Here is a 13,578-nt window from a genome sequence, read left to right as displayed (position 1 = left end):
TACAATGAATTTATTCTCAACTTTAAATCTCCGACAGCTTACCTTAAAAAACAGAATAGCAGTTTCACCCATGCAGCAGTACAGCGCTAAAAACGGCATCCCCGGAAACTGGCATCTTGTACATCTTGGAGGAAGAGCCGTTGGCGGAGCGGGTCTAATTATGACCGAATGTACCGCCGTTTCTCCCGAAGGTTTAGCAACTCTGAGCGATGTCGGAATCTGGAATGACGAACAGAAAAATGCATGGAAAACCATCGTAGATTTTGTACACGGGCAGGATGCAAAGATTGGCATTCAACTGTGGCATTCGGGTGGAAAAGGAAGTCTGAAACATCCCAATGAAAAAATGAAACCACTCACCCAGGAAGAAGGTGCCTGGACTGTAAAATCATCGTCGGCACATGATTTCAACGGTGTTTTGGCCGAAGAACTGACCGTGGCGGAAATTCAGGAATTAAAAATAAAATTTGTGGAAGCCGCAAAAAGAGCTGTCGATGCAGGTTTTGATACGGTAGAACTGCACGCCGGTCACGGGTATCTGTTCCACCAGTTCTACTCTGCCGTGATCAACAAAAGAAATGATGAATACGGTGGAAGTCTGGAAAACAGAATGCGTTTTCTTGTAGAAACTGTGGGCGAAGTACGCCGGGTAATTCCCGACGGAATGCCGCTTTTGGTAAGAATTTCAGCAGTCGATTATCTGGAGATACCGGATGCATGGACTTTGGATGACAGCATTATTATGGCAAAGATTCTGAGAAAAAATGGCGTCGACCTTATTACGGCTTCCGGCGGAGGATTTGCCAATGTCAGCAAAGACCATGTTTTCCCGGGTTATCAGGTTCCGTTCTCATCCATTATCAAGCAACAGACGAAGATTGCAACCGGCGCGGTCGGGATGATTACCGAAGCTGTTCAGGCTAATGATATTATTGTCAACGACGAAGCAGATCTAATTTTCATTGCCAGAGAACATTTACGCGACCCGTATTTTGCTTTACATTCTGCACAGGAACTTGGACTGGAAACCGACATTCCGTGGCAGTATAAAAGGGCTTTTTAAATAAAACTCATGGTCAAATTAAATGCTAACAAAAGGGCGTCTGTATAGATTACGCATTAATTTTCAGAAGTCATAGATGCCGAAAATGAAGACAGCTGCAACCGGTTTGTTTTGTACCGTATTTAACTTTTTGAAATAGTCTAATGAGATTTGCATTTTTTAAGCTCTTACGGTAATCTTCTCTCTCACATTTCGACTGGCTGGTCTTAAAGTTTTTAAGAGAAGGCTATTAGTTTGAAATAAGAATAGAAATCTACTGTTTCAACAGATCAGCAGCAACCGATATTCGCCATAATTTTCTTTGGGAGCGCGATGTATGCACGGTAAAACCATATGGCCGGGATGATCCACGGAAAGTTTCCAGAGGTTTCTTTTTCCCAAATTAAAAGGTTTTGCATTGGGTTTTGCCTCAAAATGAAGATCGAAGTAGTTTTCAGTTAAAAATGTTTCAAAATCATCTGCACAGCCCTGATGCAGCTTTTTAAGATTTTCGCGTATTTCCGGAATTAAAATTTTCTGAATGGCTTCATCATTGCCTATGATGTCGCCTGCTGCACCATCATATGTACACAAAAATGTGGAAGTGGCGACCGGAGAACGGTCTACGTGATAAGAATACACATCGGTTGAAATGAAATCAAACGCATCATCCCTTTCGTAATTTTTAATCAGATTGAGCACAGGTTGTGCACCAGATTTTGTCAGAAGAGCCAGATCGTTCAGAATAATTTCACGCGCCTTTGCGCCATCGTCGGATACCTTCAGTGTCAGAAGATCCTGTTGGGAAATTTCTGTCACATTCTCCTTCAGCTGAAGTTTTTCTGCAATTTCTTTAAAATTTCCCCGCGGGTTCCGTTGCCAGCAAACTGCGTTCTGCATACCTGAAAAACCGGTACTGACAAGTTCAGAAAAGCTCGAAACCATTTTCACCTGCCCGTTCTCACAAATTAAATTGCCCATAACGTATGATCTGATCTTATACCAATACAAAAATAAGGGTAAAATTATAAATTTTCCCTTACTTACATTTCAAAAGCGTATGCTCTATGCTTCAATAAACTCCAAAAGATCCTTATTAATCGTCGGAGCTTCCGTAGTAGGCATTCCGTGAGGGAAACCAGGGTATGTTTTCAGCGTTCCGTTTTTCAGTAATTTTATTGATTTCAAAGCTGCATTTTGGTAAGGCACAATCTGGTCATCTTCGCCGTGAAGCACCAGAACCGGAATGTCTGTGTTTTTCAAATCTTCGGTCTGATCGGTTTCAGAAAATGCTTTTATTCCGTCGTAATGAGCAACGATTCCGCCCATCATTCCCTGTCTCCACCAGTTTCTCTGCACACCTTCTTTTACATCCGCGCCTTCTCTGTTATAGCCGTAGAAAGGGAAAGTCAAATCAATATAAAACTGATTCCTGTTGTTCAGAGTCTGGTCTCTGATACCATCGAAAACCGACATCGGAACACCATCAGGATTGCTGTCACTTGCCACCATAATTGGCGGAACTGAGCTGATTAAAACTGCTTTTTTCGCTCTTCCGTTCGCATATTTCGCTACATAACGAATCACTTCGCCACCACCAGTTGAGTGACCGATGTGAACCACATCTTTCAGGTCTAAGAATTCTACCAATTCCGCGGCATCAGAAGCATATTGATCGATCGTGTGTTTGTAAATATCCTGGCTGGAACGGCCGTGACCTCTTCTGTCGTGCGTCACCACTCTGTAACCTCTTTGCAGAAAGAAAATCACCTGTGCATCCCAATCGTCTGATGATAAAGGCCATCCGTGGTGAAACATCAAAGTTGGTCCTTCGCCTTGGTCTTTGTAAAAAATCTCTGTTCCGTCTTTTAATTTTAGTGTGCTCATAATTGTTTATTTTTAATGTTGTGATAATTTTATTTTAATATTTTTTTTTCTTAATTCTCTAGCAAATGTAGGATGCTTGAATTCTTTTCCAGTTAATCTAGTTTAACATCGTACATTTTTTGATAATTTTTATTTGACGACGTCGAACCACTTTGTTAGGTTTGGGCAGCTTAGAACTTCGTTCGTAAACTTCGACAAAAGCCTTCGCTTTTTTCTCATTTATGCCTTCCGTTCCCAATCTTTTTTGCCTTTGCTTTTCCATCCACAAAAAAAGGATTTCCACTCAAACCTAACGCAGTGGTTCATCGATTCAAATAAAAAAATAGAAAAGATGAGATAAGTCGGGCTGCAGATTCGGTGTAAATTCACGTTGGCCGTTTCTCTGTCTTAACTGTTGTAAAACTACTGCAGATTATAAAGTTTTTGATTCCACTTTCGACGAACAGGCAAAAATTGTCGTTGAGTTCAGGAAACAATTAGTTGCAATTATTTTTTAAAGATTTCCTGAGAAAAAATGTTAGTATTAATGGCAAGCTTCCAACGTTACTTCACGTTTTCCCGTACCAATTCTAAAAGATTTTCCGCTCCACCATCGAATTTCTTTCCATTCACAAAGAAAGAAGGTGTTCCGTTCACGCCGCTCATAATTCCGCTTTCAAAATCTGAATCTACTTTGTCAGCCAGTTCTGTACTTTCCAAATCCTTTTCAAATTGAGGAATATTCAGTTTTAACTGTTCCGCCAGTTTCATCAGTAAATTTTCATTCAGATCTCTCTGGTTTTCATAAATCGCATCGTGCATTTCCCAGAATTTCCCCTGAAGATTGGCTGCTTCCGCTGCGATAGCTGCCGGTCTTGCATATTGATGCATTTCAGACAATGGGAAGTTTCTGAAAACAAATTTGATCTGGCTTCCAAATTCCTTCATCAATTCCTTCAGAACCGGGCAAGCGGCACCACAATAAGGGCATTGATAATCTCCGTATTCTACGATAACGAGGTCGGCATTTAAGTTGCCTTGTGCGTGGTCAGTCTGGCTGACGTTTGGTTTTAGTGACATAATTTATTTGGTGTTAAGGGTTTCTAAAGCGTCTAAAATTCCGTCTGCTCCGGGATTAATTGCGGTTGGTGACAGATAACTCCATTCGATGACACCATCTTTGTTGATAACGAAAAGTGCGCGTTTGCATTCTCCTTCTTCATCGTCATAAACACCATATTTTTTTGCGATTTCGCCTTTCGCCTCAAAATCTGCGAGTAACGGGAAATGTAGATTTCTGTTTTGTGAAAATGCCAGGTGGCACCATTTGCTGTCGACGGAAATTCCGAAAATCTCTGCATCGTATTTCTTGAAAAACTTCAAAGTTTCATTATATAAAGCCATTTGGTCACTGCAAACCGGACTCCAGTCGGCTGGATAAAAAGCGAGGATCACATTTTTTCCTTTGAATTCGGAAAGCTTAATTTTCTGGTCAGGCGTTGCATACAAAGTGAAATCCGGAGCAACATCGTTTTTTTGTAACATACTATTAGTTTTTAGTGTTGATTTTTGAAATAAATAATCCGCAAATTATCAGTAAGAATGCAGGAAAAATCAAAGTCCATTTTCCAAAATAATTGAGAAGGAAAGGAGCAATAAAAGCACCTGCTAAAAAGCCAAACCATAAGAGCAAAAGATGAATGGCATTCGATTTTGATTCTTCTTTTTCTGCTTTATCAGTGGTCATCGTCATTGTTGCAGTATTTCTGGCCAGGCTGTTCAAAGTTCCGGTTACGAAGTCTGTATTTATTTTTTGTTTGCCTACAGAAGTTACAATCGTGTTCATTATTCCCATTGAAAATCCAACCGTTGCAACAGATACCACATTATTGATCATATAAAAATAAGCAATTATTGTATAGAAAATAAGAATTCCTGCAACGAGGTAAAATGTTAATATTTGGTTCTTAACTCTCTTCCATAACGAAAGACAGGTTCCGGCATAAATTCCTAACAGAAAACAAATTATAACAGTAAATGAAGTGATAATGATTCCCAGTTTACCGGTTGAAACTGCCGCTCCAAGTGAAGTCGTATTCCCACTCATAAAAGAGACGTAGGTTTTCCACTGTATCAATCCTGTTGCATCCACGTAGCCTGCAATCAACGCGAGGAATATGGCTAATCTTTCCTGCATTTTTACTGACCCGGACAGAGCGGTCATCTTTGGCGAGGAAATGATTGGCTGTTCCATTGTTTTACCTTTTAAACAATTCGTTTTATTTGTTTAATGCTCCAATGGCTTTCGTAATTCCTTCTCCTGCAGTGGTGAAAAACGCTGGTCCGGCAAGCAATGTTATTTTCTCAATCGGCTTGAATGAAGACATTTTTTTATCCTTTAAATAAAGCTCAGTTCGGTACGCATTGATGGCTCCGGTCACGCCGTATCCCGCAACTTCAGCGGTTGGCGAATCTATTCCCGCATCTTTTAAATCGGTTGCAAAACCATATTTGGTGACACCCAGGCGCAGTGCTTCTTCCATCCCGACACTGGCAACCTGCTGCATCAGTTCTGGTGTGAATTTATTCCGGTCTCCCAAACCGATGAGTAACAGTTTCTTTGCTCCGATAGTTCCGGAAGGTGGCGTAATCAACAGTGTTTCCAGAGAATGTCCGGCAAATTTCCCGGATTTTCTGAGATCTGTAATGAGGCCTTTCAGACTTTCATCGAGGTGAACCATTCCGTTTACAGCTGCCGGAAGAGCCGGTGGTGAATTGAAAATATCACCTTCTGTATATTCAAAGACGCAGGCGATCTGTAACGGTGCAATCTCTGTGGAAGGTCCCTGTACCATTCCTTCGATGGCGATTCCGTCCACTTTCCCCCAGATTTTTGATGTGTTTGCAGGCGTTGTCTGAACGGTTGTCTGAGCAGAATATATTTGTGGAGTGGAAATAAATATTGATGCAAATAAAAATATTTTTAGCGTGTTTTTAAGATTTGTAGTTTTCATAATATTAAATTTTTAGATGATTAAAGTGATGAAATGTGTTTTTAATTAAGGTTTAATGAAAATTTTCTCTTTCGGAAATTTCTCTATTTCGCCCTCTTTCAGACCAAAGTTGGTTACAACTACATCTTTCGGATTTCCGGATAACCATTGGCTCAAATCAATTGATTCATAATGACCGCTATTGAAACCAATCAGAATTCTGCAAACCGTGTCGCCTGTATTTTTGATGTAATGTCCGGCTCCCATTGGAACGTAGCCCACATCGCCGGCACTGAACTGCTCTGTAACGCAGGTCGATTCTGCCAGGAAAACCGACATTTCTGCCTGTCCGGAAATAAAATATTGCCATTCGTCCGCATTCGGATGCCAGTGCATTTCTCTCAAAGCTCCGGGTTGCAATTCCAAAACAGACCCCGACATTGTACTGCTGATTGGAAATTCTTTACTCGTCACCAATCTCTGCAAACCTCCGCCGGGAACAATTCTCGGCTGTTGGGAATGCAAAGGATAACGGTGAAAACTTGTGAGTTCGATATCAGATTCACTCGGACGGGCTTCAGCAGTAAATGACATTTCATCCGGAACAATTCCCGCTGCGAAATACGCTTCCTTCTGAGGTAAAGCCGCCACTTCTTCCAATGTTAATCCTAAATTCTGAGCAACAATTTCAGGCGGAACAGACGAAACAAAATCTGTCACGCTGAACGTATGGTCTTCAGAAAAATTACCGTTATCGAAAATTAAAATGAAATGACATTCTTCGGTTCCCGTCGCCTGAATCGAATGACCGTAACCTTTTGGAAAATACCAAACATCGCCCGGCTCAAAATTATCTGTATAACTGTGTCCATCAGGATGAATAATGGTGGTGCGAACTGTTCCTGAAATTACATAAGCCCATTCGGCGGCGTTCGCGTGCCAGTGAAGTTCTCGCATACTTCCCGGCTGCAGTCTCATAGAAACGCCGGCAATACCGATAGAAGCAGGGAAATCTTTTACAGAAGCTCCTCTTGTAGTTCCGCCATCATTGGTTCTTGGTTCTTTTTTTTCCAGTTCGTATCTGAAACTTAATGATTCGTTTTTCATAATATTAATTTTTATAGTTGATGATAGTTTGTCATTATTTCTACTGTAAAGCTACCCCGAAATGACTGTTTTTTGAAGTGCTTTTCGGTGAACGGGCAAAATGAATCGGTGGGAATTTGAAAGTGGTAGATGGTTGAGGAGAGGATAGAAAAAAGAGTAAAGAATAAAGACTTTCGATTTGATTTTAGTAATTACAGGAGTCGTAAGCAAGTCAATATTAGTAATAAAAAAAATCCTTCGCAATTTAGATTGAGAAGGATTTAGGTTTGATTTAAATAAAAAAGGGTGGAAATTTATCTCACCAAAATAATTTTTCCCGTGTGACTGCCGTCTTCAAGCAACCGGTGCGCTTCTGCAGCTTCCGAAAAAGGAAAGGTTTTGTAAATCACCGTTCTGAATTTTCCGGATTCTATCAAAGGCCAGACATTCTTTTGAATTTCTTTGGCCAATTGTTTTTTGAACTCATATTCACGGCTTCTCAAAGTGCTTCCGGTGACGGTCAGGCGCTTGGTCATCACTTTCCAGATATCCAAGTCTACACGGCTGCCACTTACCGCATTGATGTGAACGAGTCTGCCTTCAGGATTCAGAATGTTGATGTTTTTGGCTAAATAATCACCGCCAATCATATCGAGAATGACGTCGACACCTTCGTCCTGCAGTTCAGTTTCGAAATCCTGAGTTTTGTAATTGATGTAAGAATCGGCACCCAGCTCCAGACAATTCTGTCCTTTTTCATCAGAACCAACGGTGATAATTACTTTTGAACCCAACGCGTGTGCAATTTGAATTCCCGTAATCCCAATTCCGCTGTTTCCGCCGTGAATCAATAACGTTTCTCCGGATTTTAAATTTCCTCTCTCGAAAACATTCGACCAGACAGTGAAAACGGTTTCAGGCAAACTTGCCGCTTCCGCAAAACTCAAATCTCCCGGAATGGGTAAACATTGACCTTCTCTTACTCCAACATATTCTGCATAACCTCCGCCTGCTAAAAGTGCACAAACTTTGTCGCCCACTGTAAAATCTTTCACATCAGGTCCGCATTTTACGACAGTTCCGGCAAGTTCCAACCCCGGAATTTCTGCGGAAGCTCCTTTTGGCGCAGGATAATTGCCTTCCCGCTGAAAAACATCGGAACGGTTGAGCCCGGCTGCTTTTACTTCAATCAATACTTCGTCTCCGGAAATCTCGGGAGTCGGCAAATCCTTTACTTTCAAGACGTCGGGACCACCGTATTCTGTAATAACAATTGCTTTCATTTTATAATTTTTAAATTTATTTTAAACCCTTTTCCAGGTCAGCCGATGCTTTACCATACGCGAATTCCGGAGGAATGGTTTCTCAGTTTCGAGGTACAGAAATTCATCTTCAAAGCGGACATTTCTCTTTTGTGTTTCTCCAGTCCAGCTTGGGAAAAGTGAAACAAACATTTTGTGGCTTACCGTCTTTTTTTTGTCATCCGTTTCGAAAGGTCCAGAATAGGCAAGATAGTCCGAAGTTTCTTCTGTGTTTTGCTCAGAATGATGTTTCAGGTCAGCATTTTTTCGGTTAAGATTCATAATCTGTGCCGACATAAAACCATCAGCACTGTACATAATCAGTCCTTTTGGATTTTCGCCCATCGGATGGGAATTTTCGCCACCATTTAAAGGAATTTCGATGAGCTCTACCAAAGTCCAGGTTCCGATCAGTTTTTGAAAAAGTGTTTCCATACCATTTACAATGAAATGAGCGTACCGAAATACGCTCATTAAGTTTTTAATTTAGAAAGGCTGATTATATTTCCCTGTCAGAGCCTTGTTTTCGATGCTTTTTGCAAAGTTGGGCGTTTCTTCGTGGTTGTGTGAGTCGGAAGCGGCCTGTCTTGAAGCGGCTGCATCAGCAAGATTCACGTTGTGTTTTTTCAGATATTCAAACATTTCCGGCGTTGCTGTCGCGTGAATTTCGTTAGTGTACAAAGTTGTCTTGTCGTCGATTTTTGTTGCTTTCAATTCCCATAAAACCTGAACTTTTGTTCTGCCGTTTTGAGTAATCGAATCTGAAATAGAGAGCATTCTGCAGTAATCCGGACGGTGAATAACTGCGACATAATGCTGAACCATCAATGCATCTCCGATGGTTTCAACATTCAGAGAAACAGGTTCGCCATCGTAAGTGGAAGAGATTGCCGCGCCGATATGCTGCGTAGAACATCTTTGATATTCCGCATCAGGAAGGTTGAGCAGCCAATCTGCGATATTTACTTTTTCAATTGGAGCATTGATAATCGCTGTAACGGTAGAATGGGACAATGCGTTTTCGGGTGTTTGCAGGATTTCCATAATTTTTTGATTTAAGTTGTTTGATTAATTTGTTGATGTAAAGCTATCATCAGAGAAATTCAAAATCAATCGATGTTCGGTGAAAAGGCAAAAGGAGTCGGTGGAGTTTACAATTTAAAGATTGCAGTTGCACAGCGTGTCCATTCTGTTAGAAAACCCTCTAAATTTACCGTTGAAATTTTCTCATTAAAGGGTCCGCTTTAAAGAAAATAAAAAAGAACTGTGTGACGCTCATACAAAAAATTCTGACCTATTTCAGTCTGAGTAAATTCTCCATTATCCTGATGAAGAGTGAGTTCATTTTTTTAGCATTAATTAATGGTAAAATGTGTACATTTATGCTTTGCTGGCACCATTTTTTCTCGATATTGCAGAGGTTATTGCTGATTATTAACAATACTGCATTAGATAAAACCAACATAAATACCTTTATCTTCATCAAAATCTAAAATATGAGTGTATTAATTACCAATGAAACCACGAAAGAGGTTTTCCATATTGCTAAATCCATAGCGCGTGAGAACTATAATGCTACCTACGGAGCCGCACATATCTTACAGGCCGTTCTGCACAGCAGCTTTGGTTTAAAAGAATTTTTAGTGGGCATTGATAAAGATCCGGGGTACATTTTTGAGTGGGCTGAGGTGCGCATTGAAGAGTATGTAAAAACAACGCATCTGCCGGAGGAGATTTCACAGGATGAAAAGGTCGGCCGTGTTCTGGATGAAGCCGATGACATCAGATCAAAACTGGGATTGGATGAGATTTCTCCATTGTGCTTACTGGCTTCGATTTCCAAACCGAATGTCACCTATTCTGTTCAGGAATTAAAATCTTTTCCGCTGCGTGAGCATGAAATTCTCAATGTTTTCAGAGGTGAAGAAAAGAAAATAAATATTGAAGAAAATAAATTAACCGGCAACCGGTCACAGGACAAAAGTACGTTTCCTGCCATCAGCAGCTACTGTGTTGATAAAACAGAACAGGCCAGAAATGGTAAACTCGATCATATCGTAGGCCGCGATAAAGAACTGCGGATGCTGATTGAGATTTTATGCAGACGCACCAAACCCAACGTGATTATTGTCGGAGAACCCGGCGTTGGTAAAACCGCTTTACTCGAAGGCTTTGCAATAGAAATTAATAAAGGCAATGTTCCTGAATTACTGAAAGAAGCCACACTCCTGGAACTCGATACCGGCGCTTTACTTGCCGGAACTTCCTATAAGGGCGAAATCGAAGACCGCCTGAAAAAAGTAATAAATGAATGCAAAAGCATTAATAAAGCCGTGCTTTTCATTGATGAAATCCATTCGCTGTTAGACAGCAAAGGAAGTGCAGGCAATGTTGCCAATCTTTTAAAACCCGAGCTGGCACGTGGAGAAATCACCGTCATCGGCGCCACGACACAGGAAGAATACCGCAAAATTATTGAACCGGAACGCGCATTCGACCGCCGTTTTGAAGTATTGAATGTTGAAGAACCAGATGAAATTACCTGCGTGAAGATGATTGATGTTTTGCTGGACGGTTACAAAGATCACCATAAAGTAGAAGTTGACAGAAGCGCTCTGAAAGACTGCGTGAGTCTTGCCAAACGGTATTCTAAAGGTAAAAAACTTCCGGATTCTGCGATTGATCTGCTCGACAGAACCATGGCTTCTATTAAAATGCTTGATGAACTTTCTGAAAACGAACTGAAAACCTGGAAAGAAAACTACGATCAGATTATTGCCGAAGGTGATGCTGAAGATCCGCTTTTGGCAGACGAACTCATCTGGAATTTCAATCTTCTTCAGAATAAACTGAGCCCTATTCTCTGGGGATCGCTTTCTGAGCAGCACACGCTCGAAAACTCAATGGGAATTGCTCACATCAAAGAAATTATTGAAAAAACCTTTTCTGAACTAATTCAGCTGGCTTCCATCAAAAGAGAAAAAGTCGGGAAACTTGAACTGGCCGCTGTGATGGCATCAAAAACGGGAATTCCGATCGGTAAAATTCAGGCGAAAGAAAAGGAGAAGCTTCTGAATATGGAAGAAATGCTCATTAAAAGAGTCGTGGGACAGGATCATGCGTTGAAAACCCTCGCTGATGCGATTGTCGAAAACCGAAGCGGACTTAATAAACCAGGGCAACCGATTGGATCATTTTTTCTTCTCGGGCCTACCGGTACCGGGAAAACAGAACTGGCAAAATCTGTCGCCGAACTGCTGTTCAATGATGAATCTGCGATGATCCGTTTTGATATGTCTGAATTTAAAGAAGAACATTCGGCGGCACTACTTTACGGTGCGCCTCCTGGATATGTAGGATATGAAGAAGGCGGAATGCTCGTAAATAAAATCCGTCAGCAGCCCTACTCTGTTGTTCTTTTTGATGAAATTGAAAAAGCACACAGTTCGGTTTTTGATGTTTTTCTCCAGATTATGGATGAAGGAAAAATACATGATAAATTAGGAAAAGAAGGTGATTTCAGCAATTCTCTTATTTTATTTACATCAAATATCGGCAGCGAAGAAATTGTGAAGCATTTTGAAAAAAATGAAATTCCAACGTCCAAAAATCTGATGAAGATTATGACGGAATCAGGCAGATTCAGACCTGAGTTTCTGGCGAGAATTACGGAGATTATTCCGTTTGCGCCGATCAATGAAGATATGGCCGAAAAGATTTTCAGCATTCAGCTGAAGTCACTGCGAAAAGCGCTGACAAAACTGGGTATTGATTTCAACATCAGTGGCGAAGCCATAAAAAATCTGGCACTGAACGGTTTCAGCAGTAAATATGGGGCACGTCAGATTTCAGGCGTTATACGTGCGCAGCTGGCAAGACCGATTTCTAAAAAAATAGTGCGTGAAGAAGTGAAAGCAGGGCAAACAATAAATGTCGGCTGGAATAAGGAAAACGAAGAAGTAACCTGGGAAACACTGTCAAATTAAAATTTACCATTGAAAAAGATCATTCTTTCTATCTGTCTTTTCTGTGCTGTACAATTTTCAGCGCAGGGTCTTGCACCTTCTGACACTTCTGAAAAAAGCGTAATGCGGTATAAAGCGATGCTGAAAAGTAACAGGCAGCTGATTGATTATATCGAATATACTTTCGTTAATAAAGGAATTCCGCGCCATCTGAAAAATCTCGCGGTGATAGAATCCGGTTTAGACCATACACAGACTTCCAGCGCAGGAGCGAAAGGATTATGGCAGTTTATGAGCGAACATGCCAACGGATACGGACTTTCTGATGAAAACCGTTCTGATATGTATCAAAGCACAAAAACTGCGGCTATATCTTTAAAAAATCTGTATAAAAAATACGGAAACTGGATTACCGTAGTGGCGGCTTATAACTGTGGCGAGGGAAATATACAGAAGGCGATGAACAGAGCCAATTCCAGGGTGTATACCGATTTTGACCAGTATCTGCCGGCTGAGACGCAGAATCATGTGAAAAAATACCTGAATGCCTGTTATGCTTCTGGTGAGCTGCAGCAGGTTTTGAATGATTATAAAAATTTTACCGGAGGTAAGAATGCTCAAAAGCCTTTCAAATCAGATTTTTCAGCTTCGCAGGAAGATTTGGTTGAGACCAGATTAAACGGTGCGTTCAAGATCGAAACCATTGCGACTTCATTGGGTATTAAAAAAGAACAGATCCTTGCCTGGAATCCTAATATAGAACAGAAACTGAACGAAAAAGGCGAAAGCGAATTTTATCTTCCACAGGATCTGATGGTCAATTTTTTGATGAATAAAAACCGGATATTATCAAGCTCTCTTAAAAACTGATCTGCCAAAAATATGGAAAGTCAAAACTACAGAATTCCCTTTAATCCATCTACCTTAATGACCAGCAACGGCCAGATAGAAACGTGTGATATTGCGGAAAGTATTGCACAGAATATCATGCTTCTGATCATCACCAAAAAAGGTGAAAACCGCTACGATGAAAATTACGGTAATGACGTATGGAGCGTGGAATTTGATAATGGCGTTACACCCGCAAAATGGGAAAATCTTTTTGTAACCAGCCTCCAGAGACAGATTTTGGAGCATGAACCAAGACTCACAAATGCAGTGGTGCAGGCACATATTAATTACGTAGAACACAGCTATGAAACACGAGGATTCAGTGAAGTAAAGAAAAAAGTAAAAGTGGGCATCAATGCGCAGCTGGAAGCTACCGGTGAGCGGTTCAACTTTTCTACCGAATTATTTTTGAGCCCCATGTCAATCGATTAAAT

The 13,578-nt window shown here is 40.9% G+C and carries 14 protein-coding genes; 4 read left to right on the top strand and 10 right to left on the bottom strand.

The features are described from left to right. The first annotated feature begins 4 nt into the window (after positions 1-4). Positions 5-1,063, top strand: a complete 1,059-nt coding sequence (locus tag ASG01_RS00550; protein ID WP_055858365.1) for an NADH:flavin oxidoreductase/NADH oxidase — start codon at positions 5-7, stop codon at positions 1,061-1,063. A 261-nt stretch (positions 1,064-1,324) separates the two neighbouring features. Here ASG01_RS00550 and ASG01_RS00545 read toward each other — a convergent pair whose 3' ends face one another. From ASG01_RS00545 to ASG01_RS00500, 10 genes are all read right to left on the bottom strand, one after another. Continuing rightward, positions 1,325-2,023 carry a hypothetical protein gene (locus tag ASG01_RS00545; RefSeq protein ID WP_055858361.1) on the bottom strand — a complete coding sequence of 233 codons (699 nt, stop codon included), beginning with the start codon at positions 2,021-2,023 and terminating at the stop codon, positions 1,325-1,327. Positions 2,024-2,107: 84 nt separating this feature from the next. Further along, positions 2,108-2,929, bottom strand: coding sequence for an alpha/beta fold hydrolase (locus tag ASG01_RS00540; RefSeq protein ID WP_055858356.1), 822 nt, complete (start codon positions 2,927-2,929; stop codon positions 2,108-2,110). A gap of 543 nt (positions 2,930-3,472) precedes the next feature. Then, positions 3,473-3,988 (bottom strand): DsbA family protein, encoded by a 516-nt coding sequence (locus ASG01_RS00535; protein ID WP_055858353.1) that lies wholly within the window; start codon positions 3,986-3,988, stop codon positions 3,473-3,475. Positions 3,989-3,991: 3 nt separating this feature from the next. Beyond that, positions 3,992-4,453 (bottom strand): redoxin domain-containing protein, encoded by a 462-nt coding sequence (locus tag ASG01_RS00530; RefSeq protein WP_055858351.1) that lies wholly within the window; start codon positions 4,451-4,453, stop codon positions 3,992-3,994. A 4-nt stretch (positions 4,454-4,457) separates the two neighbouring features. Beyond that, positions 4,458-5,162, bottom strand: a complete 705-nt coding sequence (locus ASG01_RS00525; protein ID WP_055858348.1) for a YoaK family protein — start codon at positions 5,160-5,162, stop codon at positions 4,458-4,460. 25 nt (positions 5,163-5,187) lie between these two features. Continuing rightward, positions 5,188-5,922, bottom strand: coding sequence for a M17 family peptidase N-terminal domain-containing protein (locus ASG01_RS00520; RefSeq protein ID WP_055858345.1), 735 nt, complete (start codon positions 5,920-5,922; stop codon positions 5,188-5,190). Positions 5,923-5,967: 45 nt separating this feature from the next. Then, on the bottom strand, positions 5,968-7,008 hold the full coding sequence (locus tag ASG01_RS00515) for a cupin domain-containing protein (RefSeq protein ID WP_055858342.1): 1,041 nt from the start codon (positions 7,006-7,008) through the stop codon (positions 5,968-5,970). Between the two features lie 293 nt (positions 7,009-7,301). Beyond that, positions 7,302-8,270 (bottom strand): NAD(P)H-quinone oxidoreductase, encoded by a 969-nt coding sequence (locus tag ASG01_RS00510; RefSeq protein WP_055858338.1) that lies wholly within the window; start codon positions 8,268-8,270, stop codon positions 7,302-7,304. 21 nt (positions 8,271-8,291) lie between these two features. Continuing rightward, positions 8,292-8,723: a lipocalin-like domain-containing protein gene (locus ASG01_RS00505; protein WP_157844166.1), complete on the bottom strand. Its 432-nt coding sequence runs from the start codon at positions 8,721-8,723 to the stop codon at positions 8,292-8,294. Positions 8,724-8,774: 51 nt separating this feature from the next. Then, complete coding sequence (locus ASG01_RS00500) at positions 8,775-9,332, bottom strand: hypothetical protein (RefSeq protein ID WP_055858330.1); 558 nt, start codon at positions 9,330-9,332, stop codon at positions 8,775-8,777. A gap of 452 nt (positions 9,333-9,784) precedes the next feature. On the opposite strand from ASG01_RS00500, the gene ASG01_RS00495 reads away from it, so the two are divergent. The 3 genes from ASG01_RS00495 to ASG01_RS00485 are packed head-to-tail and all read left to right on the top strand — an operon-like array spanning position 9,785 to position 13,576. After that, the gene (locus ASG01_RS00495) at positions 9,785-12,274 is read left to right on the top strand and encodes an ATP-dependent Clp protease ATP-binding subunit (RefSeq protein ID WP_055858326.1); all 2,490 of its coding nucleotides are present in this window, start codon (positions 9,785-9,787) and stop codon (positions 12,272-12,274) included. A gap of 9 nt (positions 12,275-12,283) precedes the next feature. Then, a complete protein-coding gene (locus tag ASG01_RS00490; RefSeq protein WP_055858323.1) occupies positions 12,284-13,123 on the top strand; it encodes a transglycosylase SLT domain-containing protein in 840 nt (279 codons plus the stop codon). Positions 13,124-13,135: 12 nt separating this feature from the next. After that, the gene (locus ASG01_RS00485) at positions 13,136-13,576 is read left to right on the top strand and encodes a GPW/gp25 family protein (protein WP_055858320.1); all 441 of its coding nucleotides are present in this window, start codon (positions 13,136-13,138) and stop codon (positions 13,574-13,576) included. Positions 13,577-13,578 lie beyond the last annotated feature (2 nt).

Source organism: Chryseobacterium sp. Leaf180, assembly GCF_001424585.1.
Classification (GTDB): Bacteria; Bacteroidota; Bacteroidia; order Flavobacteriales; family Weeksellaceae; genus Chryseobacterium.
The sequence above is the reverse complement of the archived record's forward strand: the minus strand, read 5'-3'. Positions and strand labels throughout refer to the sequence as shown.